This window comes from Yinghuangia aomiensis, from assembly GCF_039542225.1.
In the GTDB taxonomy this organism is placed as follows: Bacteria; Actinomycetota; Actinomycetes; order Streptomycetales; family Streptomycetaceae; genus Yinghuangia; species Yinghuangia aomiensis.
This window is the reverse complement of the sequence record NZ_BAABHS010000036.1, coordinates 1-24177: the sequence shown is the minus strand read 5'-3', so window position 1 is coordinate 24177 and position 24177 is coordinate 1. Positions and strand designations below refer to the sequence as shown.

Sequence of the window (24177 nt, the reverse complement as noted above, 5' to 3'; positions counted from 1 at the left end):
TCCCGGTGGACTCACCGTTTGCGGTTCCCGGGAACGACCGGCGGTTCGTCGCCGCGGCGCGCGACCTCGCCCCGCAGTTCGCCGCGCGGGCGGACGCGCACGACCACGAGGCGACCCTGCCGGTGGACAACCTGACCGCGCTGCACGCGGCCGGGCTGGACATGGCCGCGATGCCCGAGGAGCGCGGCGGGTCGGGGATGTCGTACCAGGCGCTGGGCGAGATCCTGCGGATCGTCGGCAAGGCCTGCCCGGCGACGGCGTGCATCTGGACGATGCACCTCGGCGCGGCGCAGGCCCTCGTCTCGTTCGGGCCGCCGCGGTACGCGGACGCGCTGCGCGCGGGCGAGCGGTTCGCCAACGCCCTGTCCGAGCCCAGCGGCGGCAACCGCTTCCTCATGCCCCTGCAGCACGCCGAACCGGCCGACGGCGGCTACGTGTTGGACGGCGCGAAACGCTTCGTGTCGGGCTGCGAGATCGCCGACCACTTCCTGGTGAACGCGCTGGTCGACGACGTCCCGGCGTTCTTCGGCGTGGACCGCGACGACTCCGTCGAGATGGTCCCGATCTGGGACTCGATGGGCCTGCGCGGTACCCGCAGCCAGCTGCTGAACTTCCGCGGGACGCTGCTGCGCGCGGAGAACCGCGCGCACATGGTCGACCCGCTCGCGCCGAACATCATCGGGCTCGGCCTGCCGTGGCTGTCCATCGGCATCGCCGAAGCCGCGCTCGACGCGCTGACCGACCACGCGCGCACCCGCATCGTCCCGGGCACCGGTGCCCCGGTGGGCGCGATGCAGTGGGTGCAGTTCGACGCGGCGGACTCGCACGTCAAACTCCTCGCGGCCCGCACGCTCGCGGAACGCGCGATGTGGCTCGCGGACCGCAAGGACCCCGGCTGCCTCCCGGCAGCCATGGAGGCCAAGCTGTACGCGAACCAAGTCGCGAAGGAGATCGCCGAGTTCGGCCTCCGGGTCGGCGGCGGCTCGGGATTCCTGCGCACCTCCCCCATCCAACGCCACTTCCGCGACGCCCAGGCGGGCGCGCTGATGGCGTTTTCGGTGGAGGTGTGCCGGGACATGATCGGTAAGGGGCTGATGGAGGGCACGGGGGCGTAACGCCCGGTCTGCGGGGACGAGTCGGGGCGGCTACTGCACCCCCGCGTTGACGGCGTTCCGCAGGATCCCCGCCAGCGCCCGGTCGTGCGCGAGTGCGCCGTTGAAGCACAAAGAGCTCGCGGAGAACACCCAGCCTCCGTTGCCGCGCTCGAAGTGCACCATGTGGGATCCGCCCTGCTGGGTGCCGTGGGCGATGCGCTGGACGCCGGGCAGCCGCGCGCCGTTCTCGTCGCAGGTGTCGACTTCCCAGCCGCTGGCGGCGAAGTTGTAGCCGGTCCTGCCGAACTGGTCGCCGGGCTGCAGGCCGGTGCCGGCCAGGAACGGGTGGTCGGCGTCGACTTCGTACGGGGCGAACTCCATGAAGGACGCGCCGTTGTAGGCCACGCCGAGGATGTTCTTCTCGGAGTGGCCTTGGTCGCGCCACAGCCAGCGGTCGCCGCGTTCGTTGCGGTGGGTGAGGGCGGTGCCGTTGACGGACGGCTCGGCGCGTTCGTACATGCCGTTGCCGCCGGTGTAGATGACGCGTCCGCCGCCGGTGAGGTAGGCCTCCAGGCGGGTGCGCATCGTGTCGGTCCAGTACTCGGGGTGCGAGGCCAGCATGAGGGCCTTGTAGCCGCCGAGCCAGGTGTCGTCGTTGTGCAGGTCGAGGTCTTGGTAGCAGTCGTACGCGACGCTGTTGTCCGCGAGCCAGCGCAGCAGCAGCAGGTCGCCGTAGAAGCGCACGTCCATGTGGCCGGGCGGTTCGATGTAGGCGTTGGCGAACGGCCGGAGCATGGTGTGCGTGCGGTTGTGCGGCGGGTTGTCCCAGCTGTACTGGTAGTGGCCGCCCCAGTGGTTGTAGGCGCTGTGCGTGAGGAACGGCAGCATGAGCGCCATCTTGGCGACCGGCTTGGGCGGGCGCACGACGAAGGGGACGTAGCGTCGCACGCCGCGGTCGCCGGTGAGCTGCACGACGTAGAACCCGGACTTCCAGTCCTGCGCGATGGGGACGGTGAAGTCGGTGGGCCAGCCGCAGCCCTTGGTGCGGTAGCCGGACTGCACGCTGCGGAGATGTCCGGTGTGGCTCGTCGGGCCGGACACGACTTGGCTGTTCGTCCGGTCGAGCGTGGTGCCGGGGGTGATCGGGCCGTCGAGGCGGAGCACGGTGGCCTGGTACCGGTCGAACGCGGACGAGACGGAGACGTTGAGGGCTTGGCCGTTGGCCACCGACCAGCGGTCGGCGTACCCCTGGAGGTTCGCGGTGCGGCCGACGGTGAAGCCGTTGCCGACGAGGGCGCCGGCCGAGCCCGCCCAGGTGCCGCGGCCGTCGCGGTCGACGGTCTGCCAGTTCGTCAGCCGGCTCCAGTGGAGTTCGTGGTCGCGGCCGGGGGGATCCTTCCGGTCGAGCCACACGGAGTAGAACGTCCCGTGGTCGGCGAAGCGTTCGGTGAGGGAGCCCCAGTCCCAGCCGTCGTCGATGCGGATCGCGCTGCCGCCGTTGGCCCACGCGCCGGAGCCGTTCGAGCCGTCGCCCGCGAGGTAGCGGAACCAGTCGAGGGTGGCGCCGTGCCGGACGCCGTAGATGACGCCGTCCGCGTCCGCGAAGTGCATGTCGTAGTCGCGGCGCCCGGAGGCGATGCGGGACCCTCGGCCGCCGTTCGCCCAGGCACCGGAGCCGGTCGACCCGTCGCCGGCGAGGTACTTGAACCAGTAGAGGTCGCCGTTGGCGTCGATCCCGTAGATGACGCCGTCCCAGCCGCCGAAGATCTGGCCGAAGCCGCCGAAGCCGGTGTGGATGACGGTGTTGCTCTTGGGATGCCAAGAGCCTTCGCCGGTGTCCTGGTTGGCCAGCTGGTACTTGTGCCAGACGAGCGAGCCGTCGCCGCAGAAGCCGAACAGCTGCCCGTCGGCGGCCGCCAGCACGTTCGTATGGAGGTGCCAGCCGGATCCGATCTCCCGGGGGCTGCCGCCGCCGACCCACACTCCGGTGCCGTTCTCGCGCCCCAGGTGGCGGAACCACTTCAGGCGGCCGTCGGCTTGAACGCTGTAGATGACCCCGTTTCCCCCGGGAACCATCCGCGTTTGGCTCTGCTCGGGATCGACCGGATTCGTGGCGGCGGAGGCGGTGTCGGCGGCCAACCCCACCGGAAGGACCGCGGCACTGGCGAGAGCCGCCGTGCCCTGCAGGACCCGCCGCCGGGAGAGCGCCGCACTACCCGAGTCGTCACCAGACCATAAAGCAACAGAAAGTGACATATCGGACACGCTACAGGCGGGTTGGGGCGCGCTCTGCGCAACACGAATCGGCGTGTCGGTGGACAGGGCACGGAAGTTCGTCCCGAATGATGCGCCGCACGGGCGACATACGTCATATCAAATGACCCCGTCATCCGTTGGGAGCGCGCCTGGTTGCCGTCCGGCGCGGACCGCACGCCGGGCGTCGCGGGCCGTGGCAGGATGCCGCGCATCACGACGGCGGATCGGCCAGGCCACGGCCGCGCGCCGCCGCAAGCCTGGGGGGAAAGTCATGCTGTTTGCACCGTGGTTCGCGGTGGATCCGGAAGACCCGGCCCGTATCGGGCCGTTCCGCGTCACGGCCCGGCTCGGCGCGGGCGGGATGGGGCACGTGTTCCTCGCCCGCTCCGCCACCGGCCGCTGGGTCGCCGTCAAAACGATTCGCCCGGAGCTCGCCGGCGACCCGGCGTTCCGCGACCGCTTCGCACAGGAAGCGCGCGCCGCCGCCCGGGTCAACGGAATGTTCACCGCGCCGGTCCTGGGCAGCGATCCGGACGGCCCCGTGCCCTGGATCGCCACGGCATACATCGCGGCCCCGTCCCTGCACCTGCTCACCGCCGACGCGGGCCCGCTGCGCACCGACACCGTGCTGTGGCTCACCGCGGGCATCGCCGAGGCCCTGCAGTCGATCCACGCCGCCGGAGTCGTGCACCGGGACCTCAAACCGGCCAACGTGCTGTTGGACGAGCAAGGACCGCGGGTCATCGACTTCGGCCTCGTGCACGCGCTCGGGGGCCGTGCCGCCACCGCGGGGACGACGGCCGTGGGGACGCCGTCGTTCATGGCGCCGGAGCAGGTGCACGGGCGGCCGGTCACCGCAAAGGCGGACGTCTACGCGCTGGGTCAGACCGCCCTGTACCTGGCCACCGGGGCGGCCGCCCCCACCGGCCAACTGCCCGCGGAACTACCGGAACCGCTGCGGGGAATCGTCGCCGACTGCCTGCGCCCCGTGCCGCACAAGCGGCCGACGCCGGCCGCGTTGATCCGCACGCTGGGGGACGCGGTCGACCTGACGGCACACCGCGATACGGAGGGCTGGCTGGACCCACGAGGGCGGGCGCTGGTGCGGCGGTTCCGCGAGGCGCTGCTGCCGGTGCCGGCGCCGGGCGCGGCGGACGGTTCGATGGCGGCTGCCACCAAGGCCGCCTCGACGGCTCCACCGGCGCTCACGGTCTCCGCGCCCGAGCCGCGCGCCGTCCGCTACGCAGCCCTCCGGTCGTTCACGCACCCGGCCACCGCCGCCGAGGTCGCGTGCGCGGCCCGGCACGACACGGCGGCGGCACTGGCCCGCGCCGACCGGCACCACGAGGCCCGGAAGGCGTTCCGCGCGCTCCACGCCCAGACGACCCGGGACTTCGGCCCCTGGCACCCGCAGACGGTGTTCGCGCTGCTCGGCCACGTCCACATGACCGGGGCGATGGGCTGGTGCGGCGCCGCCCGCGACCAGGTGGGCACGGCTGCGGACCGCGCCGCGCGCGCGTTGGGCCGAACCGACGTGCGGACGCTGCTGCTCCGCGGCGAACACACGTACTGGACGGGCCACTCCGGCGACCCCGAGACCGCCGCCCACGCCCTGGAGCTCCTCACCGCCGACTGCACCGGGCATTACCCCTTGGCCCTCGCCGCCCGCACCGAGCGTGCGCTGTGGCTGGGCGTCGCGGGCGACCCGGCCCGAGCCGTGCGCCAGTTGTCCCACCTGGTCGACGAGTGCCGCCGCACGCTGGGCGACGGCTCCGATGTCGCGCTGTACGCGATGAACGCCTACGCCCACTGGCTGGGCGTCTCCGGCGACCCGCAGCGCGCCGCGCGGCTCTACGGCGAACTGCTGGCGTGGGTGGTGACGGGACTGCCGGCCACGGATCCGTACCCGGGCAGCGTCCGCACGCGGTGGGAGCACTGGCGGCGGGTGGGGGTCGAGGCGGCATCCGAGGTGCTGGTGGGCGAATAGCGGGGACAGCGTCCGGGCGGCGCGGTCGGGACCACCACGGTGGACCCGGGCGCGCCGCCTTCTGCTGGGTGCGCCGGCCACTACCGACAATCAGATCCTCCTTGACAAATTTTTTTGTCGGAGGGATTCTGGATGCGTGCTCGACGTACTCGTGATCGAAGAATCCGCGGCCGCGGAGGCCTCCTTGGACCCCATACGGTCCGAGATCCTGGCGTCCCTGGCCGAGCCCGGGTCGGCGGCGATGGTCGCCTCCCGCCTGGGCCTGCCCCGGCAGAAGGTGAACTACCACCTCAAGGAACTCGAACGGCACGGCTTGGTCGAGTTGGCCGAGGAGCGCCGCAAGGGCAATGTCAACGAGCGGATCTACCAGGCGGCCGCGGCCTCGTACGTCATCTCGCCGGCCGCCCTGGCCGCCGTCAGCCCCGACCCGGCGCGGGCGCCCGACCGGCTGTCCGCCCGGTGGCTGGTCGCCCTCGGCGCCCGGCTGGTGCAGGAAGTCGGGGGGCTGGTGACCGGGGCCGCGCGGGCCGGGCGGCGGGTGGCCACGTACGGCCTCGACACCGAGGTCCGCTTCGCGTCCGCCGCCGACCGGGCCGCGTTCGCCGAGGAACTGACGCAGGCCGTGGCCGCGTTGGTGAGCCGGTACCACGACGAGTCGGCGCCCGGCGGCCGACGGCACCGGGTCGTCGCCGGCATCCACCAGATCCCCGACGCACCGGAGCCCGGAGCCCCGGACCGCACCTCGCACGAATCCGCATCGGAACAGGAACCAGGATCATGACGGAGCCCTTCGAGATCCGCCTCGAGACGACGCTGCCCGCCACCCCGGAGCAGGTCTGGGAGGCCATCGCCACCGGACCGGGGCTCGACTCCTGGTTCATGGGGCGCAACGAGGTCGACCCCGAGGCCGGCACCGCCGCGATGGACACCGGCGGCCACCGCGAGGAAGCCGAGATCACCGCCTACGAGCCCGGGCGGCGACTGGCCACCCGGACCGGCACCGCGCCGGACGGCCGCTTCATGGCGTTCGAGTACCTGGTCGAAGGCCGCGACCAGGGCAGCACCGTCCTCCGCGTCGTGCACAGCGGAATGCTCGGCGACGACTGGCAGGACGAGTACGACGCGCTGCGCCGCGGCTGGCCGTTCCACCTCAACACGCTGCGCGAGTACCTCGCGCACTTCGCCGGCCGCACCGCCGTCCCGGTGTTCGGCATGGCCCCGGCGGGCGACCGCACCGCGCCGGAGGTCCGCGCCGCACTGGCCCGCGCGCTCGGGCTCGGCATCCCGGTCGTCCAGGGCGCCCGCGCGCAGGCCGACCGGCCGCCGCTCGACGGCGAGGTCGTCTGGGCCGACGACGAGCGCTTCGAAGTCCGCACCGCCGACGGCCTCTACACGTTCCACCACTCCGCGGACATCGCCCTCATGTTCCACCACCTCTTCGGCCCGAAGACCGACACCGACGGCGCCGAAGCCGCGTGGCAGCAGTGGCTGTCCACGACCCTCGCCTGAGCGCTGCCCGCCCCGGCACACGAACACCTCACCAGGAGCACCCCATGCGCACCCTCATCACCTCCGCCTTCGTGTCGCTCGACGGCGTCGTCGACTCCCCCGGCGGCGAGCCCGGCTACCGCAACTCCGGATGGACCTTCAAGGACGTCGAGTTCCTCCCCGAGGCGTTCGAGATCAAGGGCCGTGAGCAGGAGGAAGCCGGCGCCATGCTGATGGGCCGGGCGAGCTACGAGGCCTTCAGCCCCGTATGGCCGGACATGGCCGACTTCGCGCGCTACAAGACGCTGCCGAAGTACGTCGTCTCGACGACGCTCACCGACGACCGGCTGGTCTCCAACTGGGGCGAGACCACGATCCTGCGTTCGCTGGACGAGGTCGCCGAGCTGAAGAAGACCGATGGCGACCCGATCATCGTGCACGGCAGCGCGTCGCTGAACCGCGCCCTGTCCGACGCCGGCCTGATCGACCGCTACCACCTGCTCGTCTTCCCGCTGCTGCTCGGCGCGGGCAAGCGCCTGTTCAGCGCCACGGACAAGGACGCGCAGAAGCTGCGGATCGTCGAGCACGAGGTCTACGGCAACGGGCTGCAGAAGCAGGTCCTCGACGTCGTGCGCTGACCCCGTTCCCGCCGTCGGCCCCGGGTCACCACGCCCCGGGGCCTCCCACGTCGATCTGGATGCTCCCGGTCTCCACTCGGCAGACCCGCCATATCCCGCCCTCCCGCCGCAGGTCGACGGCGTAGGGGGTCGGGGACCGGTCCCGGCCGACCACGGTGAGGTTGACGTACGCGGTGTCCCCCGTCGCCGTCGACGACGTGAGGTCGAAGGTGAACCCCGGGCCTTCCGTCTCGACGAGCCGCCGGGGCGCCCCGGTGTCGGGGGTTCCGTCGCAGACGCCGTAGTACCCGTCCGCCGCCGCGCCCGCGGCCGTCGCGGCCAGGAACTCCTTCGTGGTCTTCTCCAGTTCGCGGTTGCCGCCCCCGCCCGTGGACGTCGCCACCACGACCGAGGCGACCGCCCCCGCCACGGCCACCGCCCCGGCCGCCGCCAGCATCGCGACGAATCTTCCCCCAGCAGGCACCGCGCCCCCTCTCGGACGAACTCCGAGCGGATGGTAACCCACTTGGCACACATGCGAGTTGACCAAGACAAAGGGGTATTCCCGGCGCCCCGGACAACACACCGGTGTCGTGCCGTACCGGGCCGATTCCCGCCACCCCGCCTAGCCTGTGAAGCGGGAAGCACGGACCCGAGCCGACACCGACCCCGCGGAGGAGTCCCGATGAACCCCGAGAAGGCGATCGACCCGACCGTGCCGCCGAGCGGCACCGGCTGCGCCGAATGCGACGCGTCCGGCGGCTGGTGGCTGCATTTGCGCAGGTGCGCGCGGTGCGGGCACATCGGTTGCTGCGACGACTCGCCGAGCAAGCACGCCACCGCGCACGCCCACGACACGGGGCACCCGGTGATCCGCAGCTTCGAACCGGGCGAGGCGTGGTTCTGGGACTACACCACGTCCGAGTTCTACGAGTCCGGCCCCGCGCTCGCCCCGCCGGAGCACCACCCCGTCGACCAGTCCACGCCGGGCCCCGCGGACCGGCTCCCGGACGACTGGCGGCAGCAGCTCGGGGGCTAGCTTCCCGCACGCGGGAAGCCTCGACGGTTCACACGTCGTCCGGAGCACGGATATCGGACAGCGACCGCTTCTGGCGGCCTTCCGCGTCGAAGTTTCCGGGCGCGAGCCACTCCCGCAGCGCCATGCCCACGCGCGGCCACTCGGAGTCGATGACGGAGTACCAGGCGGTGTCGCGGCTGCGGCCCTTGTAGACCACCGCCTGGCGGAAGATCCCTTCGAAGGTGAAGCCCAGCCGCAGGGCTGCCGTGCGCGAGGGTGCGTTCAGGCTGTCGCACTTCCACTCGTAGCGGCGGTAGCCGAGTTCGTCGAAGGCGTAGGACATGAGCAGGTACTGGGCCTCGGTGGATATCGGGGTCCGCTTCAGCAGGGGCGAGAAGGCCACGCTGCCGACCTCGACGACGCCGTTGGACGGGTCCTGGCGCATCAGGGCGAGACTGCCCGCGGCCTTGCCGGTGCGCGGGTCGACGACTGCGTAGTGCAGGGGGTCGTCCGCCTGCGTCGTCGCCGTCACGTAGGCGCGGTAGTCGGCCGGGCTGTCGAAGGGGCCGGCCGACATATAGGTCCAGTCGCTGCCGTCCGCCGCGAGGGCGAAGGCCGCGTACAGGTCGCCGGCGTGGCGGTCCGCGTCCAAGGGCTCCACCCGGCAGAAGCGGCCCTCGAGGGTGACCCCGGCGGGCGCGGGAACAGCCGTCCAGCCGGGCAGAGGGCGACCGACGGCTTGGCCGTATTCGTTGGGACGTGCGGACATGCCGTTCTCCTCGCTCGCACCTGGTTATGCGGATAATATTCCCCGTCGATGGTTATCCGCGTAACCACCCCGTCGAGGAGCGCCCGTGGACTTCGAGGAAGCCGACGCCGTCAACCAGGCCGTCCGCCTGCTGACCCTGCGCCACCGCGCGCGGATCTCGGCGCTGCTGGCCCCGTTGGGCCTGCATCCTGGACAGGAGGCGGTGCTCCTCGAACTGGCCAGAAGCGGCCCGATGATCCAGGCCCGGCTCAGTCGGGCGCTCGGGGTCGAACCGCCGAGCGTCACGCTCATGACCCGCAAGCTCGAGGCGTCCGGCTACCTGCGCCGCACGCCCGCGCCGTCCGACAAGCGCGCCGGCGTCGTCGAGCTGACCGAGCGCGGCGCGGCGCTGACCGAGCAGGTCAAGGAGCTGTGGCGCACCCTCGCCGAGGAGACGGTGGCCGGCCTCCCGGCCGGCACCGCGGCGGGCCTGCCCGGCCTCCTCACCACGCTGGCCCGCAACGTGGACAGCCGCCCCGCCACCTGATCCGCCGAACCGCCGCGGGTAGGTCGGGAAATCCGGACGACCGGCGGGCACGAGCGGCGAGCGGTCCGCGCGCGGTGCAACGCTTGGGGTATGACCCTCAGGTCGTGTCCGGTGACACGGCCTCAGTCCCGGGCCCGCGGGAGGGTCCGGCCGGGGCCCTTCGGTCCGCAACCACGACGTCGGACCTCGGACGCCGCCTCGCCGCGGCGAGCCGGGTCACTCGTGGAAGAAGTCCGTCATGAATCGACTCCTCGCGTTCTCCGCGGGCGCGGTCGCCGTCGCGGCCCTGGCCGCGGGCTGCGGCAGTTCGTCGTCCAGCTCGTCGAGTTCGTCCCCTACGCCGTCCGCGGCGACGAGCGCCGCGGGGCTGCACACCGCGAACTCGCAGTACGGCGAGATCCTCGTCAACGGCTCCGGGCGCACGCTGTACCTCCTCACCGCCGACGCGGGCACGACGTCCAACTGCTATGGCGAATGCGCCTCCATCTGGCCGCCCGACACGCAGGTCAACGCCCCCGCCAGCGGCCAGGCCGACGCCTCCAAGGTCGGCTCCACACCGCGTAACGACAGCAGTAGCCAGGTCACCTACAACGGGCACCCGGTCTACACCTACGCCCAGGACGCCAAGCCCGGCGACGTCAACGGCCAAGGCCTGAACACCTTCGGCGGCACCTGGTGGGTGCTCGACGCCCACGGCAACCCGGTCACCACGGTGCCCAGCCCGTCCGGCGGCAGCTCCGGCGGCGGCGGTTACTGAAGCCGTTGCTCAGGGGGCGGGCGCGGTTACCGGCCCGCGCCGCGCGGCAGTATGAGGATCATGGAACGGAATCCGAGCCGGCGCGGGTTACTCGTCGGCCTCACCGCGGCGGGCGCCGCCTTGGTCTACCCCTCCGGTGCACGGGCGTTCGCCGGGGAAACAGCACCGGCGGGCGTCACCGCACACCTGCGCGCACTCGAACAGGCGCACGGCGCCCGCCTCGGCGTCTTCGCCCACGACCCGCGAACCGGCCGCGGCGTCGCCTACCGCGCCGACGAGCGCTTCCCGATGTGCTCGACGTTCAAGACACTCGCGGTCGGCGCGGTCCTGCGCGACCTCGACCGGGACGGCGAATTCCTGGCCACCCGGCTGCATTACACCGAACAGGACACCGCCGCCGCGGGCTACGCCCCGATCACCGGCCGAGCCGACAACCTCACGCACGGCATGACCGTCTCCGCCCTCTGCGCCGCCGCGATCGCCTACAGCGACAACGCCGCGGCGAACCTGCTGCTCCGCCGGCTCGGCGGCCCCGCCGCCGTCACCCGCTTCTGCCGCTCGCTCGGCGACCCGGTGACGCGCCTCGACCGCTGGGAACCCGCCCTCAACTCGGCGGAACCCGGCCGGATCACCGACACCTCGACACCCCGCGCCCTGGCCGGCAGTTACGCCCGCCTCACCCTGGGACGCGCCCTCAACCCCCGGCACCGCGAGCTGCTCACCGGCTGGCTCCGCGCCAACACCACCGGGGCCAACCGCATCCGCGCCGGACTCCCCCGCGACTGGACCGTCGCCGACAAGACCGGCACCGGCGACTACGGCACCGCCAACGACGTCGCGCTCGCCTGGCCGCCCTCCCGCGGCCCACTCGTGCTCGCCGTGCTGACCACCAAGCCCGATGCCGCCGCGGCCGCGGACGAACCGCTGCTCGCCGCCGCGGCGTCGGTCGTCGCCGCACACACCTGACGGACCCGACGCCTCGACCCGGCCGAGACGCGGGGTTCCCCGGCGGACTACGGTACGTGTACGCCGCGTTACCCGGACGCGCACCCGAGGAAGGGACCTCGTGCCATCACCCTGCGACCCCCGGCACGCTCCGGCCGGCGACGTCGCCGCCGCGCTCATGCTGATCGACTCGCGCCTCAAAGGCATCTACGACGGCAAGACCGGCCCGGACCCCGAGGAACAGGCGCTGGTCGACCAGTACATCGCGTCCCTCGGCCCGGAGGGTGCGGACGCGGTGCTGGACGGCACGTGCACGCTCATCTACATGTTCATGGCATAGCTGCGGCAGGCCTACGAGGACCACGACCAGGACCCCATCGAGGCCGTGGTGCCGAACCTCGTGGCCACCATGCGGATGATGCCGAAGAGTATCCGCCCGGAGGTCATTCCGACGATGGCCGGCCTGCTCGTCGCCGCGGGCACCGGGCTGAGCCCGAACCTGTGGCGCAAGCAGTACGGCTACTGGACGAACGAGGAGATGACGCCGCTCGAAGCCACCGCGTTCCTCCTCGCCGAGCACATCAATCGGATGACCGACGACCACGACTTCGCCACCCGCATGATCGCCGACGTCCTGTCCGGGGCGGAGGACGAGACGGCGTAGCCACGGCCTGGCCGCGGCCTAGCGCACGCGCGGTATGTAGGGGTCGCGCGGGTGCCGCACCGCGACGCGGATGCGGGCGTCCACGACGGTGACGCCGCCCGGGGTGGCGATCGCCGGGTTGAGGTCGAGTTCGGCGATCTGCGGGAGGTCGTCGGCGAGGCGCGATACCCGGTGCAGCAGGTCGGCGACCGCGTCGGTGTCGCACGGCGGTTCGCCGCGGTGGCCGTAGAGCAGTTTGGCGGCGCGGGACTCGCCGAGCAGGTCGTCGGCGTCCAGGTCGGTGAGCGGGGTCAGCCGGGCCCCGTGGTCGCCGAAGAGGTCGACGGCGGTGCCGCCGAGGCCGAACAGCAGGAGCGGGCCGAGGACTTCGTCCTGGTCGATGCCGACGATGAGTTCCACGCCGCGCGCCGCCATGGGCTGGACGACGGCACCGGCGAGCCGCGGGCCGAGGCGGTGCGCGAGTTCGGCGTAGGCCGCGTAGGCGGCGTTCGGGTCGGCGATGTCGAGGAGGACGCCGCCGACGTCGGACTTGTGCGGGAGTTCCGGACCATACGCCTTCACCGCGACGGTCCCGGCGGGCGACAGGTCGGCCAGTTCGCGGAACGCCCGCACCGTGGCGTCGCCCGACGTCACGTAGCGCATGGGTGCCTGGGGGATGCCGTAGGCGCCCAGCACCGTGGCGCACTCCTCCGGCGGCAGCCAGCCGCCGGCTTCGTGCCCGGCGAGGTACTCGGCCACCACCGCCCGGGCCCGGTCCGGGTCGATTCCGGGGAGAAGCGGGACGACGCCGCGCGGCCGGGCGAGCCATTGCGCACGGTCGCGGGCGTGGGCGAGCGCGACGGCGGCGGTCCGCGAGTCGGCGAACACCGGGAGCGCGCCGTGCCAGGCGGGCAGCAGGTCGACGGCCTCGGCGCGTTCCGGGGCGACGACGGCCAGCGGGATGCCGCGCACCGCGGATCCCCGGGTGAGCTCGGCGAGCGGGTCGCCCAGCGCCGTCGGGGCGAGGGCGAGCAGGACCGCGCCGATCCGTCCGGTCGCGGCGATGGCGTCGACGGCCCGGCGCAGGCTCTCGCCGGTGACGGTGGCGGTGGTGTCGACGGGGTTCGCGCACACCGCACCGGGCGGCAGGATCTGCTTCAGCTCGCGCTCCAGTTCCTCGCCGAGGTACGGGACGGCCAGTCCGGCATCCGCGCACGCGTCCGCGGCCAGCACGCCCAGGCCGCCCGCGTTGCCGAGGACGGCGACCGCGCTGTTCCGCGGCAGCGGCTGCGCGGACATCAGCGCGGACACCGCGACCAGGTCACCGATCGAGTGGGTGGCGGTGACACCGGCTTGGCGGAACAGCGCGGCGCGGGCGACGGTCGGGGTGACCGCGGCCGCGGTGTGCGACGCGGCGGCGCGGCGGGCCGAGGCCGAGCGCCCCGCGTCCACGGTGAGCACGGGGATGGACCGCCCGACACGGCGGGCGATGCGCGAGAACTTGCGCGGGTTGCCGAAGGATTCCAGGTGGAGGACCGCGAGTTCGGTCCGCGGGTCGGTCTCGAACCACTGCAGCATGTCGTTGCCGCTGACGTCGTACTTGTCGCCGAGCGACACGAAGGTGGACACCCCGATGCCGAGCCGGTCGAGCTGCCGCAGCAGCGCGATCCCGACGCCGCCGGACTGGACGGCCACGCCGGCGTGCCCGGCGACCGGCCGGATGCCGGTGAAGTTCGCGTTGAGCGGGGTGCGGCCGCCGGTGTCGGCGATGCCGACGCCGTTCGGACCGATCATGCGCATGCCGTAGCGGTGGCAGGCGTTGCGGACCCGGGCGGACTGGTCGGCGTCCAGACCGGCGGTGACCACGACGAGCGCGGCGACGCCGGCCTGCCCGCATTCCTCGGCGAGATCGGGTACGGCCTTCGCGGGGACGGCGACCACCACCAGCTCGGGCAGCCGCGGCAGATCGGCGATGTGGCGGTAGGCGGGCACGCCCGCGACGGACTCGGCCGTGGGGTGCAGCACGTAGAGCCCGTTGCGCCATCCGGCCGAGGTCAGGTTCGCCAGCAGCGCGCGGCCGATCGAGTCGGGGCGCCGCCCGGCGCCCGCGACGGCCACGGCGGACGGCCGGAACAACGGCAGCAGGCTCGCCGTGTCGGCTTGGCGCTCGCGCAGCCCCATCGCGGACAGGAACTCCTCGCGCCCGGGGTCGTCGGCGGCCGGGTCGAGCGGGATCACGGCGGTGACCACCCCGGCTTCCGCACGGCGGTGCAGCGGCAGCCCGAGGTCTTGCAGGACGCGCAGCATCGCCCGGTTCTCGGCGAGCACGTCGGCCGTCCAGCGGCGCACGCCGCGGCCGCGGGCGATGTCGATGAGGTGCTCGATGAGGAGTGTGCCGATGCCGCGGTGGTGCCAGTCGTCGGCGACGGCGAGGGCGAGTTCGGCTTCGTGCGGTGTGGTGCCGTGGAACTCGGCGGCGCCGACCACCCGGTCGCCGCGCCACGCGAGCAGGGCGCCGCTTTCCGCGGGCGGACGGCATATCCGGGCGGCCGTCCGGGTCCCGGCGACGCGGCTCGCGCCGAAGAACCGCATCCGCGTGCTCTCGTCGGACAGCCCCGTGAAGAACGCCCGGACGGCGGGTTCGTCCGCGGGATCCGGCACGGCCAGGCGCAGCATCGTGCCGTCGGCGGCGAGAGCGTGGCGTTCGCCCGCCGCGGCGGGGGCTCCGAAGGGCGGGGTGGTGTTCATGAGCGCTGTTCCTCCGGGTGCGGAGTGGCGGGTGGGCACGCCCGAGGCCGACGGGCGGCGCACCTCGTGGGCGCGACGGCCTCGCGCCACGACCCTGCCGGGTCGGGGAACGGCACGGACAGGGCCGTTCGGCCCGTGCGGACCGGCGGACCGGCGGACCGGCGGACCGGACCGCCGGCGACGGCATCCGGCGCCCGGATCCCGTTGGCGGGACCAGCGACGGATCGCCGGAGGCCGCAGCCTGGTGACGGATCCGGCTGCCCGGATCGCGGACGCCGCGCCGCAGGCGGGTGACGGAGCCGAGGCCGCTCGGCGGAGCCGATGCCTGAGCCGACCGCCGACCCCGTGCCGTGCGTCCCTTTGATCGTTATGCCCAGTCCCCGCGCCGGTCCGACCCGAACCTGCCTGCCGCTTTGCCGCCCGGCGGGCGGTGACCGCCGCACGTCCCTTCGACGTGCGCCGCCGTCCCCGACTCCGCCCCGGCGCGACGCTCCCGGCTGCCTTGCCACCCGCCGGGCGGGCGATCCGGCCCCGGCCTGGCGCACACCCCAACCGGCCATTCGACCCATGACGTCGGGTCCACCGCCTCTGCGGGCGAACTCCCCTGCCGCGCGAAGGTCTTCCCAGGACGACCGGGCAGACCGCCCCGGCGCAACGGTAGGAAAGGGGTCGGCCGTGTTCCTCTTCGACACCCACTTCTGGACGGTCTTCGGCCTGATCGTCGGCTGCGCGGGCGTGGTCGCTTTCCTGGTCGGCGCCGCGCTCGGCGGCCCGCCGCGGCACCGCCACCGCCAGGGCCACTGACCGACGGCCCGACGCCGTTCACGTCGATCGGCACGGCTTTCCGCCCGCGGCGGTCCACGCCGAGGAGCCGCCCCCGCCGCCCGAGCCGATCAGGCGCCCGACGGGCCCCGCTCCGCATCCCCGCCCCGCCCATCCCCCGTCCCGACCACGCTCGGAGGCACGCCATGGGTCACCAGCTCGTCCGCTCCGTCATGACCACGGACGTCGTCACCATCGACCCGGACGCCCACTTCACCGACATCGTGCGGACTCTGCGGAGCGCGCGGATCAGCGCCGTGCCCGTGGCGGCCGCCGACGGACGGATCCTCGGCGTCGTTTCCGAGGCCGACCTGCTGCGCAAGGAAGCCCACGCCGACGATGCGTGCCGCGCTCCGGCGCGGCGGCTCTTCGGGGGCCGCGGCACGGCCGACAAGTCCCGCGCCGAGGTCGCCCGCGACCTGATGACCTCGCCCGCCGTCACCATCCGCGCGGACGGCACGGTCGTGGACGCCGCCCGCCTCATGGAACGCCGCGGCGTCAAACGCCTCCCGGTCGTGGACGCGGACGGCCGTCTGGAAGGCGTCGTCAGCCGCTGCGACCTCCTGCGCGTGTTCCTGCGCGGCGACCGGGAGATCCACGACGAAATCGTCGGCGACGTGCTGCGCCGCGCGCTGTGGATCAACCCGGCGACGGTGTCCGTCACCGTCGACGCCGGGCGGGTCCACCTCGCCGGGAGTCTGGAGACGCGGAGCCTCGTCCCGCTCGTGGTCCGGCTGTGCCGGGCGGTCGACGGCGTGGTGGGGGTGACCCACGATCTCCGCTACGACTACGACGACACGCACGTCCGGCCGGGGTCCCGCGGACCGCGCGGCATCACCGACACCTGGATGGCCCGGCTCTGAAACGGCGACCGCGGGTGCCCGGGGGCGAACCCGGGCACCCGCGGTATCCGCCGGCATCGTGCGACGCGGCCGCGCCGGACGCCGCCTCGGCCGGCAGACGTCCGGCTCGCCGCCGCCCCGCCGACCGTCAAGCGCGGCACAGGATCTCGCCGTGCACGATGACCTGCCACCCGTCCGGCTCGGCCACCCACGCACGCCACGCCCCGGCGATGCGCTCCAGGTCGGCGTCCGTCGCATGGCCGCCGCCGACCGCGCGCTCGCGGTAGGTGGGCGCCAGCGTGCGTTCCGCCCACAGGCCGCCCCACCAGGCCCGCTCGTCCGGCGTGGCGTAGGTCCACGTGGAGGTCGACGCCGTGACGTCGGTCAGGCCCGCCTCGCGTGCCCACGCGTGCAGGCGCCGGCCGGCGTCCGGCTCGCCGCCGTTGGCGCGGGCGACGGTCCGGTACAGGTCCTGCCACTCGGTCAGGCCCGAGGCTTCCGGGTACCAGAACCAGCCGCCGTAGTCGGCGTCGCGTGCGGCGATGACGCCGCCGGGCTTGCAGACCCGGCGCATTTCGCGCAGCGCCTGCACCGGGTCGCCCACGTGCTGCAGTACCTGGTGTGCGTGGACGACGTCGAACGTGTCGTCCGCGTACTCCAGCGCGTGGACGTCCGCGGTGGAGAACTCGACGTTTTCCACCCCGCGTTCCGCCGCGTACGCGCTCGCCGCGGTCAGGACGTCCGCGGAGGCGTCGACGGCGGTGACGGAGCCCTGGGGGACACGCTGCGCCAGGTCGGCGGTGATCGTGCCCGGGCCGCAGCCCACGTCCAGGACCTTCATGGCCGGCTGCAGGTGGGGCAGCAGGTAGGCGGCGGAGTTCTCGGCGGTACGCGAACGGTGGGAGCGCAGAACGGAGTCGTGGTGGCCGTGTGTGTAAACGGCGGTTTCTCGAGCCATGCCCAGACCCTACTCCCACCATCCACCATGCGGGACAATGCTTCTCGCTATATGGACACTTGCTTTCCGTGGCAGCCGTCTCACGAGGCTCCTCCGAGGCGTTCGTGCAGGTCGGCGGGCGGCGGAACCGCGTGCTCGGCGGCGCGGCTGACGTCCTCCCACTGCGACCACGCGGCCATCCGCTTCCGCGCGATGTCGAAGGCCAAGTCGTAGACCATGCTGCCGAGGAGCAGGCGCAGCGGCGGGTCCTCGGCGTCCACGAGCGTGAGCAACGCCTCGGCGGCGAGGCGGGGTTCGCTGTCGATGGAGCCGTCGGCGAACTGTTTTTCGAGTTCGGCGCGCAGCGGGGCGTACGCGTCGAGCGGGGTGGTGGTGCGCATCGCGGTGTACAAGTCCGTCCAGTAGCCGCCGGGTTGGAGGATGCTGACCTTGACGCCGAAGCCGGCGGCTTCCATGGCCAGCCCTTCGCTCATGCCCTCCAGGGCGAACTTGCTCGCGGCATACATGCCGGTCGACGGGAAGCCGCCGAGTCCGCCGATGCTGGACACCTGCACGATGTGTCCGGCGCCTTGCGCCCGCAGCTGCGGCATGACGGCCTGGCCGACCCAGAGCGCGCCGAAGAAGTTGGTCTCCATCTGGGCGCGGGCCTCGGCCTCGGTGAACTCCTCGACCATGCCCATCGACAGCGTTCCCGCGTTGTTGACGACGATGTCGAGCCGCCCGAAGCGGCCGACGGCGGCGTCGACCGCGGCGAACACCGCGTCGCGGTCGGTCACGTCGGCGGTCAGCGGCAGCACGCGGCCGGGGTGTGCGTCGGCGAGGCCGTCGAGCGCGGACGTCGTGCGGGCGAGCGCGGCGACCCGGTCGCCGGCCGCCAGCGCGGCTTCGGCGAAGGCCCGGCCGAGACCGCGGCTGGCGCCGGTGACGAGCCAGACGCGGAAACGGGTTTCCTCGGCGGCCGCAGGGGCGGCGACGGTGTCGGCAATGGTCGCGGCGGCGGAGCTTGCGGTGGCGGCGGGGTTCGCGGTGGTACGCATCTGCGCGTCAACTCCTCGGGCCGGGGTTCGACTATTCGAGACGAGACGGCCCGTCTCGTTTCGAGGCACCACTATGCGCCGCCGATCCCCACGAGTCAAGACGGACCGTCTCGTCTAGCTCCCCTGCTAGCCTGATCCCATGCCGCCCGCCAAGAAATCCCCCGCGCCCGCCGCCCCCGCCCGGCCCAACTCCGCGCGCCGCAGCGAGGCCTCACGCCGGGCGATCCTCACCGCCGCGTTCGAGCTGGCCGGCGAACTGGGCTACGCGAAGCTGAGCATCGAGGCCATCGCGGCCCGCGCCGGGGTGGGCAAGCAGACGATCTACCGCTGGTGGCCGACCAAGGGCGCCGTGCTGTTCGACGCTTTCCTCATGCTCAGCGAAGGCCCGGACGGCGATGCCGAACTCCCGGACACCGGCGACATCGAAGCCGACCTGAAGACCGTCCTGCGGGCGACCGTCGAGGAGTTGGCCGACCCGCGGATCGCCGAGCCGATGCGCGCGCTCAGCACCGAGATCGCGCACGACCCGCAACTCGCCGCGCTGTACGCGGAGCGCCTCGACGAGCCGGTCCGCGAACTGAAGCGCGCGCGGCTGCGCAAGGCTCAACAGGCCGGCCAACTCGCCGCCGACCTCGACCTCGACGTCGCCGTCGACGCCATCTGGGGCCCGCTCCTGAACCGCTGGCTGCTGCGCACCGGCCCGGTCACGACGGCCTACACGGACGCGGTCGTGGAGACCGCGCTTCGCGGTCTGCGGGCCTCATGACCATGCCGCGGCGCCCGGGTCCGAAGACCCGGGCGCCGCGGCATGGCCGCCTGTCAGGCGCCGATCACCCGTACGACAGGTCCGCGCACACGTCCTCGTCCGCCGACCGCGCGTCGTCGGCGACCTTCGTGGGCACCGAGGTCGGGGCGGGCGCCGACGGCGAGCCGGACGCCTTGGGCCCGGTGGCGGCGTAGTCGGCGCCGAGCACGACGCGGATGCCGGTGACGCCGTCGGTCTGCCGCACCTGCGCGCCGGGGAACGCGGCGGCGACGGTCTTCGCCTGCTCGGCCTTTCCGGCCGCGTACTCGACCAGGGTCGTGGCCTGGTCCTGCACCTTCGCCGTGCCCGCCGCGGTCACGGTGAAGCCCTGGGCCTTCAGCATGTCCGAGGCTCGGCCGGCCAGGCCGGGGGTGACGGTGCCGTTGTAGACACCAACGCGGATGCCGCTGCCGTTGACCGTCGGCGGCGCGGTGGTGGGCGCCGCGGGCGGGGTGGCCGAGGCGGACGGGTTCTGGCCGTTCTTGCCGCTTGCGTCCTGGTTGTCGAGGGTGCGGTCGTCGCGGATCGCGGCCCACACGGCGTTCGCGTCGGGCTGCACGATCGCGACGTCTTCGCCCGAGTAACGCCACGGTACGGTGCTGAACTTGATGTTGTGGAGGTCGATGTCCTTGAGGCCGAGCCCGAAGGACAGCAGCTTGTCGACCGAGTTGAGTCCGGGGTCGAACGTCATGGACTTGGCGGCGGACTCGGCGAGCGGCAGCAGCGTCGTGGGGCTGAGGCCCTTCGCCTTGATGGCCTTGAGCAGGCTGGAGATGAAGGCCTGCTGGCGCTTGATGCGGCCGATGTCCGAGCTGTCGCCGATGCCGTGCCGGATGCGGACGTAGTCGAGCGCTTTCTGCCCGGAGACCTTCTGCGGGCCTTTGGGGAAGACCAGTGCGCCCCGGTGCCCGAGGTTGGGGTTGAGGTCGCCCTCGTACACATCCTTGGGCATGCACACGTCGACGCCGTTCACCGCGGAGGTCATGGCGGCGAACCCGGCGAAGTTCACCACGATCGTGTGGTCGACGCGCAGTCCGGTGAGCTTCTCGACCGTGTTCTGGGTGCAGGCCGGGTTGCCGTCCTTGAACTGCCCGACCTCGAACGCCGAGTTGATCTTGACGTTGTTCCTCGGCTTGGTCCACGTTCCGTCTTGTTGGCGGCAGGACGGCACCGTGACGAGCGTGTCGCGCGGGATGGACACCGCGACGGCGTGCTTGTGGTCCGCGTACACGTGCATGAGGAGCGTCGTGTCGGACCCGCCGACGTTCTCCGCGCTGCCCCCGGCGAAGTCCGAGTTGTCGCCCGACCGCGAATCGGAGCCGAGGATCAGGATGTTCTGCCCCGGCGACGTGTCCGGCGGCCGGTCCTGGGCGACGCCGTCGTCGCTGAACGTGTTGATGTCCTTGTTCAGCTTGTAGTAGATCCAGCCGGCGCCGGAGAAGATCACCACGAGGAGCACCAGCGTCGTGATTCCGGCGGTGCGCAATCGCCGGCGCCAACGGATGCGTCGCCGGTCGCCGCGTATCGCGCGTCGGGCAGCGGCACGCGATTGCTGTTCTTCTCGGACGGTCACGGGTCTCCATCGCTCGTCGCACCAACGGCCGGCGCCCGCAGCCGCGCGCGTCCAACGATGGAGACGGTTTCCGGCGGCGAGTAGTTCCGTACTTGCGAAATCCCTGCACCGACGGCAATGGCCGCACGTACGCGCAAGAGCGTCGACCATGCAGCATGCACAACACTTCAACAGTTAAGCAACTATGCAAGAGCAAGGGTCGGGCAAACGGATCGTGGTGCGGTCCCGGCGTCGCGGCTCCACCCCATCACGGGTGCCGGACACGGGAAAAGCCCGCGGCCCCCGGGGAGTTCCGGGCGCAGCGGGCGTTTTCGCCACACAAGGGGGGTGCTCAGCCGCGGCTGGCGATCCGCACCGTCTCGGGCAGGCGGACGAGCGGGATCCGGCGGTCGCAGTTGGCCTGGTAGTCCTTGTAGAACGGGCGCTCGGCGGTCAGCGCGGCCCAAGTGGCGGTGTATTCGTCGCCGTCCAGGACCTCGTGGTCGCTCCAGTACGTGGCGCCCTGCACGCGCACCAGCAGCTGCGGGTTGGCGGTGCGGTCCGAGAGGTTGGTGAACCACGCCGGGTTCTGCGGCGCGCCCGCGAACGACGCGACGACGACGCGGTGCCCGTCCTTGTCCGCCCAGAACGGCAGCGCGACCTTGTGCAGGTTTCCGGTGCGCCGGCCGACCGTGTGGATGAGGACGTGGTTCATCCCGCCGTAGATCCACACCGAGTCGTCGTCGGTGGCTTCCAGGCCCTGCACGTGCTGGCGGCTGATCGCGGGGATGTCGTCACGCGAGGGTGTGACGAACTCCTCCGGCTTGAGGTTCTCGGACATGCCGGGAGCCTAGGGACGAGCCTCCCCCGAAGGCAACGCTTTCGGACGCATTATCTGACGCTCCGTCATATGCCGAAAATCACGTCCGGCGATTGAATCGTCCGCGCAGGTGGCGAGGGGTGCGGCGGGAACCGGCGCGACCCGCCCGACCGGGGTGGCGATCATGTCCCGCGGGATAGTCGAGCGCCAACCGGGTAGCGCACATGCAGGCCATGGCGACGGCGCCGGGCCTGCAGACGGCGGACCGAAACGGAAGGGCGCCATGAGCGAGCGGCGCGACGAGCCCGCGCCGGACGGCCGACAGCGCCGCCCCGCGGCCCGGCAGGCGGCCTTGCGCAGACTGTCCGGGAACGCGGGCGTCCGGCGGTCGGTGGCCAGTGCGCGGGGCTGCTACCAGCACGCCACCGACGTGGAGCTGATGCACCGTTCGATGGGCTTCGCCGCACTGGGGCTGGTCACGCTGGTGCCGCTGCTCATCGTCATGGCCGCGGCGAACCCGCTGCCCGAGGACGTGGCCTATCCCGGGTTCGGCGGGTGGATCGTGGACGCGATGGGGATCTCCGGCCGATCGGCCGCCTCGGTGCAGGATCTGTTCACCGCGCCGCGCCAGGTGCTGAGCACCACGAGCGCGTTCAGCCTCGCCATCCTCGCGGTGTTCGGCCTGACCTTCGCCTCCAGCGTGCAGACGGGCTACGCCAAGATCTGGGGCCTGACCGTCGGCGCGTGGCACCGGGCGTGGCGCGGCACGATCTGGCTCGCCGTGCTCAGCCTCTACCTGTTCGGCATGGCGGCCAGCCGCGACCTGCCCCTCGACAGCGCGTCCCACAGCGTGATCCGGGTCGTCGTCATCGTGATCGGCGGCTGGCTGTTCTTCTGGTGGAGCCCCTACTTCCTCCTCGGCGGACGCGTCCCCGCCCGCTTCCTGTCCCCGGGCGCCATCGCCACCATCGTCGGGCTCGTCGGCCTGCGGCTCTTCTCCACCCTGGTCTTCGCTCCCCTGATCGTCAGCAACGCCGTCACCTACGGCACCGTCGGCACGCTCCTCGTCGTCGAGTCGTGGCTCATCGGCGCCGGGTTCGTGGTCTTCGGCGGGGCCCTGCTGGGGCACGAGCTGGTCACGGGGGCGATGGACTGAGGGGGTTGGTCCGCTCCCGCCGCGAGCCGGGGCGAACCGACTGCCGCCGGCCCGCCGCGCGTCCGGTTGCGTCCGGCCGCCGCGGCGCGGCAAGGTCGGGGCGTCTCCGCCCTCGGGACGCCTCAGGAAACGGAATCCGTGCCTTGCCGACTCTCCGCCTCGACGCCGCCGTCGCCGATGCCTTCCCCGACACGCTGATCGCCCTCGTGGCCGCCACCGGACTGCGCGGGCACGAGCCGTGGCCCGTCACCGAGGCGGCGGTCGCCGGACTCGAAGGCGACCTGGCCGCGGGCACGTGGCGGCCCGCCGACGAGACCGACCCGCGCATCGAGGCCTGGCACGCGGCCTACCGGGCTTTCGGGACCAACCCGCGGCGGATCCGGCCCAGTGTCGACGCCCTTGGGCGCCGCCTCGCCAAGCGCGGCGCGCTGCCGCGGATCAACCCGGCGGTCGACTCGTACAACGCCGTTTCGGTGCGGCACGGACTGCCCGCGGGGGCGTTCGACCTCGACCGCGTCGCGGGCGACATCGCGATCCACTACGCCGCCGGCACCGAGCAGTTCACCCCGCTGGGCGAACCCGGCACCGTCGAGACGCCCAAGCCCGGCGAGGTCGTCTACACCGATGCGTCGGGTGTCCTCACCCGCCATTGGAACCACCGCGACGCCGACCGCACGCGGGTCACCGAGGACTCCCGCCGCGTGGTCTTCCTGCTCGAAACCGTCCGGGCCGCGCGTGACGGCCACCTGGTCAAGGCGGCCGCCGAGGAACTCCGTGTGCTCCTCCTGCCGCACGCGGACGCGACGACCGTGGCCTACCTGGACGCGGCGGGGCGGCAGGCCGAGGTCTGACGGGTCAGCCCGCCGGGTTCTCGATCAGCGTGACCCGGTTCCCGTCCGGGTCTTCGATCGCGGCGAACCGGGCGGTGCCGCCCGCGCCGGGCTGCACCGGGCCGAGCACCAGACCGCGTTCGGCCAAGGCGGCGGTCTCCTTGTCGAGGTCCTCGACGGCGAAGTTCACCAGGGTCGCCCCGGCCCGCTCCGGGTCCTGGAACACGTGCAGCCATCCGCCGACCGCGAGATGCCAGTCGGCGAGCCCGGGCATGGGCCGCAGATCGGCGGGACGGCCGAAGAGCCGCTCGTACCACGCGACCGACTGCTCGATGTCCCGCACGGGGGCGACGGCGAGGACGTGGGTGATGGCCATGGGTTCCATACCTTTCTTCGTGGGTTGTTTCTGATCATTCGTAAGATCGGGACGCCCGGGGGTCCGGGTATGGCTGGCATGGGTGAGCCGATGTCGTGGCTGAAAGGGATTGGCCGCCCGGTGCCCCGCGA

At 72.6% G+C, this 24177-nt stretch carries 23 protein-coding genes and 1 pseudogene; 15 read left to right on the top strand and 9 right to left on the bottom strand.

Going from position 1 to position 24177, the window contains the following annotated elements; translation table 11 throughout:
- The first annotated feature begins 5 nt into the window (after window positions 1-5).
- Window positions 6-1115: an acyl-CoA dehydrogenase family protein gene (locus tag ABEA93_RS34235; RefSeq protein ID WP_345679814.1), complete on the top strand. Its 1110-nt coding sequence runs from the start codon at window positions 6-8 to the stop codon at window positions 1113-1115.
- Window positions 1116-1145: 30 nt separating this feature from the next.
- Here the strand turns inward: ABEA93_RS34235 and ABEA93_RS34230 are convergent, their stop codons facing one another.
- Complete coding sequence (locus ABEA93_RS34230; RefSeq protein WP_345679813.1) at window positions 1146-3170, bottom strand: N,N-dimethylformamidase beta subunit family domain-containing protein; 2025 nt, start codon at window positions 3168-3170, stop codon at window positions 1146-1148.
- Between the two features lie 451 nt (window positions 3171-3621).
- Here ABEA93_RS34230 and ABEA93_RS34225 point away from each other — a divergent pair, with 451 nt between their 5' ends.
- From ABEA93_RS34225 to ABEA93_RS34210, 4 genes are all read left to right on the top strand, one after another.
- Complete coding sequence (locus ABEA93_RS34225; RefSeq protein WP_345679812.1) at window positions 3622-5337, top strand: serine/threonine-protein kinase; 1716 nt, start codon at window positions 3622-3624, stop codon at window positions 5335-5337.
- 136 nt (window positions 5338-5473) lie between these two features.
- Window positions 5474-6118 carry an ArsR/SmtB family transcription factor gene (locus ABEA93_RS34220; RefSeq protein WP_345679811.1) on the top strand — a complete coding sequence of 215 codons (645 nt, stop codon included), beginning with the start codon at window positions 5474-5476 and terminating at the stop codon, window positions 6116-6118.
- On the top strand, window positions 6115-6846 hold the full coding sequence (locus ABEA93_RS34215; protein ID WP_345679810.1) for an SRPBCC family protein: 732 nt from the start codon (window positions 6115-6117) through the stop codon (window positions 6844-6846). The genes ABEA93_RS34220 and ABEA93_RS34215 overlap by 4 nt, the downstream gene beginning before the upstream one ends.
- Window positions 6847-6890: 44 nt before the next feature.
- The gene (locus tag ABEA93_RS34210) at window positions 6891-7463 is read left to right on the top strand and encodes a dihydrofolate reductase family protein (RefSeq protein WP_345679809.1); all 573 of its coding nucleotides are present in this window, start codon (window positions 6891-6893) and stop codon (window positions 7461-7463) included.
- 25 nt (window positions 7464-7488) lie between these two features.
- Here the strand turns inward: ABEA93_RS34210 and ABEA93_RS34205 are convergent, their stop codons facing one another.
- Window positions 7489-7926 (bottom strand): hypothetical protein, encoded by a 438-nt coding sequence (locus tag ABEA93_RS34205; protein ID WP_345679808.1) that lies wholly within the window; start codon window positions 7924-7926, stop codon window positions 7489-7491.
- Window positions 7927-8127: 201 nt separating this feature from the next.
- Between ABEA93_RS34205 and ABEA93_RS34200 the strand changes: the two genes are divergently transcribed.
- A complete protein-coding gene (locus ABEA93_RS34200; protein ID WP_345679807.1) occupies window positions 8128-8481 on the top strand; it encodes a UBP-type zinc finger domain-containing protein in 354 nt (117 codons plus the stop codon).
- A 28-nt stretch (window positions 8482-8509) separates the two neighbouring features.
- Here the strand turns inward: ABEA93_RS34200 and ABEA93_RS34195 are convergent, their stop codons facing one another.
- Entirely contained in the window at window positions 8510-9229 is a 720-nt protein-coding gene (locus tag ABEA93_RS34195) for a GNAT family N-acetyltransferase (RefSeq protein WP_345679806.1), read from the bottom strand.
- Window positions 9230-9314: 85 nt separating this feature from the next.
- Here ABEA93_RS34195 and ABEA93_RS34190 point away from each other — a divergent pair, with 85 nt between their 5' ends.
- The 4 genes and pseudogenes from ABEA93_RS34190 (at window position 9315) to ABEA93_RS34175 (ending at window position 12121) form a co-directional block, all read left to right on the top strand.
- Window positions 9315-9755, top strand: a complete 441-nt coding sequence (locus tag ABEA93_RS34190; protein WP_345679805.1) for a MarR family winged helix-turn-helix transcriptional regulator — start codon at window positions 9315-9317, stop codon at window positions 9753-9755.
- A 238-nt stretch (window positions 9756-9993) separates the two neighbouring features.
- Window positions 9994-10512 carry a COG4315 family predicted lipoprotein gene (locus tag ABEA93_RS34185; protein ID WP_345679804.1) on the top strand — a complete coding sequence of 173 codons (519 nt, stop codon included), beginning with the start codon at window positions 9994-9996 and terminating at the stop codon, window positions 10510-10512.
- A 51-nt stretch (window positions 10513-10563) separates the two neighbouring features.
- On the top strand, window positions 10564-11478 hold the full coding sequence (gene bla, locus ABEA93_RS34180) for a class A beta-lactamase (protein WP_425585204.1): 915 nt from the start codon (window positions 10564-10566) through the stop codon (window positions 11476-11478).
- A 100-nt stretch (window positions 11479-11578) separates the two neighbouring features.
- Window positions 11579-12121, top strand: a pseudogene (locus ABEA93_RS34175) (hypothetical protein).
- 18 nt (window positions 12122-12139) lie between these two features.
- Here the strand turns inward: ABEA93_RS34175 and ABEA93_RS34170 are convergent.
- A complete protein-coding gene (locus ABEA93_RS34170; protein ID WP_345679802.1) occupies window positions 12140-14848 on the bottom strand; it encodes a bifunctional acetate--CoA ligase family protein/GNAT family N-acetyltransferase in 2709 nt (902 codons plus the stop codon).
- A 675-nt stretch (window positions 14849-15523) separates the two neighbouring features.
- On the opposite strand from ABEA93_RS34170, the gene ABEA93_RS34165 reads away from it, so the two are divergent.
- Both ABEA93_RS34165 and ABEA93_RS34160 read left to right on the top strand, forming a co-directional pair.
- Window positions 15524-15652: a hypothetical protein gene (locus ABEA93_RS34165; RefSeq protein WP_345679801.1), complete on the top strand. Its 129-nt coding sequence runs from the start codon at window positions 15524-15526 to the stop codon at window positions 15650-15652.
- 164 nt (window positions 15653-15816) lie between these two features.
- Entirely contained in the window at window positions 15817-16533 is a 717-nt protein-coding gene (locus ABEA93_RS34160; protein ID WP_345679800.1) for a CBS domain-containing protein, read from the top strand.
- 127 nt (window positions 16534-16660) lie between these two features.
- Here ABEA93_RS34160 and ABEA93_RS34155 read toward each other — a convergent pair whose 3' ends face one another.
- Both ABEA93_RS34155 and ABEA93_RS34150 read right to left on the bottom strand, forming a co-directional pair.
- Complete coding sequence (locus ABEA93_RS34155; RefSeq protein ID WP_345679799.1) at window positions 16661-17470, bottom strand: methyltransferase domain-containing protein; 810 nt, start codon at window positions 17468-17470, stop codon at window positions 16661-16663.
- A gap of 80 nt (window positions 17471-17550) precedes the next feature.
- On the bottom strand, window positions 17551-18507 hold the full coding sequence (locus ABEA93_RS34150) for an SDR family NAD(P)-dependent oxidoreductase (protein WP_345679798.1): 957 nt from the start codon (window positions 18505-18507) through the stop codon (window positions 17551-17553).
- A gap of 139 nt (window positions 18508-18646) precedes the next feature.
- Here ABEA93_RS34150 and ABEA93_RS34145 point away from each other — a divergent pair, with 139 nt between their 5' ends.
- Window positions 18647-19273, top strand: coding sequence for a TetR/AcrR family transcriptional regulator (locus ABEA93_RS34145; RefSeq protein WP_345679797.1), 627 nt, complete (start codon window positions 18647-18649; stop codon window positions 19271-19273).
- Between the two features lie 64 nt (window positions 19274-19337).
- On the opposite strand, the gene ABEA93_RS34140 is transcribed toward ABEA93_RS34145, so the two are convergent.
- Window positions 19338-20798, bottom strand: coding sequence for an LCP family protein (locus ABEA93_RS34140; protein ID WP_345679796.1), 1461 nt, complete (start codon window positions 20796-20798; stop codon window positions 19338-19340).
- 418 nt (window positions 20799-21216) lie between these two features.
- Window positions 21217-21705 (bottom strand): nitroreductase/quinone reductase family protein, encoded by a 489-nt coding sequence (locus tag ABEA93_RS34135; protein ID WP_345679795.1) that lies wholly within the window; start codon window positions 21703-21705, stop codon window positions 21217-21219.
- A gap of 262 nt (window positions 21706-21967) precedes the next feature.
- Between ABEA93_RS34135 and ABEA93_RS34130 the strand changes: the two genes are divergently transcribed.
- Together ABEA93_RS34130 and ABEA93_RS34125 are read left to right on the top strand one after the other, a co-directional pair.
- Entirely contained in the window at window positions 21968-22840 is an 873-nt protein-coding gene (locus ABEA93_RS34130; protein WP_345679794.1) for a ribonuclease BN, read from the top strand.
- Between the two features lie 143 nt (window positions 22841-22983).
- Window positions 22984-23691, top strand: a complete 708-nt coding sequence (locus ABEA93_RS34125) for a B3/B4 domain-containing protein (protein ID WP_345679793.1) — start codon at window positions 22984-22986, stop codon at window positions 23689-23691.
- Between the two features lie 4 nt (window positions 23692-23695).
- Here ABEA93_RS34125 and ABEA93_RS34120 read toward each other — a convergent pair whose 3' ends face one another.
- Window positions 23696-24046: a VOC family protein gene (locus ABEA93_RS34120; protein WP_345679792.1), complete on the bottom strand. Its 351-nt coding sequence runs from the start codon at window positions 24044-24046 to the stop codon at window positions 23696-23698.
- Between the last annotated feature and the right edge of the window lie 131 nt (window positions 24047-24177).

Excerpts from the sequence above, each read along its gene's own strand:
- ABEA93_RS34230 (WP_345679813.1), bottom strand. The coding sequence starts at position 3,170 with ATGGTTCCCGGGGGAAACGGGGTCATCTACAGCGTTCAAGCCGACGGC.
- ABEA93_RS34225 (WP_345679812.1), top strand. The coding sequence starts at position 3,622 with ATGCTGTTTGCACCGTGGTTCGCGGTGGATCCGGAAGACCCGGCCCGT.
- ABEA93_RS34215 (WP_345679810.1), top strand. The coding sequence starts at position 6,115 with ATGACGGAGCCCTTCGAGATCCGCCTCGAGACGACGCTGCCCGCCACC.
- ABEA93_RS34210 (WP_345679809.1), top strand. The coding sequence starts at position 6,891 with ATGCGCACCCTCATCACCTCCGCCTTCGTGTCGCTCGACGGCGTCGTC.
- ABEA93_RS34200 (WP_345679807.1), top strand. The coding sequence starts at position 8,128 with ATGAACCCCGAGAAGGCGATCGACCCGACCGTGCCGCCGAGCGGCACC.
- ABEA93_RS34195 (WP_345679806.1), bottom strand. The coding sequence starts at position 9,229 with ATGTCCGCACGTCCCAACGAATACGGCCAAGCCGTCGGTCGCCCTCTG.
- ABEA93_RS34185 (WP_345679804.1), top strand. The coding sequence starts at position 9,994 with ATGAATCGACTCCTCGCGTTCTCCGCGGGCGCGGTCGCCGTCGCGGCC.
- bla (WP_425585204.1), top strand. The coding sequence starts at position 10,564 with ATGAGGATCATGGAACGGAATCCGAGCCGGCGCGGGTTACTCGTCGGC.
- ABEA93_RS34170 (WP_345679802.1), bottom strand. The coding sequence starts at position 14,848 with ATGAACACCACCCCGCCCTTCGGAGCCCCCGCCGCGGCGGGCGAACGC.
- ABEA93_RS34160 (WP_345679800.1), top strand. The coding sequence starts at position 15,817 with ATGGGTCACCAGCTCGTCCGCTCCGTCATGACCACGGACGTCGTCACC.
- ABEA93_RS34155 (WP_345679799.1), bottom strand. The coding sequence starts at position 17,470 with ATGGCTCGAGAAACCGCCGTTTACACACACGGCCACCACGACTCCGTT.
- ABEA93_RS34150 (WP_345679798.1), bottom strand. The coding sequence starts at position 18,507 with ATGCGTACCACCGCGAACCCCGCCGCCACCGCAAGCTCCGCCGCCGCG.
- ABEA93_RS34145 (WP_345679797.1), top strand. The coding sequence starts at position 18,647 with ATGCCGCCCGCCAAGAAATCCCCCGCGCCCGCCGCCCCCGCCCGGCCC.
- ABEA93_RS34135 (WP_345679795.1), bottom strand. The coding sequence starts at position 21,705 with ATGTCCGAGAACCTCAAGCCGGAGGAGTTCGTCACACCCTCGCGTGAC.
- ABEA93_RS34130 (WP_345679794.1), top strand. The coding sequence starts at position 21,968 with ATGAGCGAGCGGCGCGACGAGCCCGCGCCGGACGGCCGACAGCGCCGC.
- ABEA93_RS34120 (WP_345679792.1), bottom strand. The coding sequence starts at position 24,046 with ATGGCCATCACCCACGTCCTCGCCGTCGCCCCCGTGCGGGACATCGAG.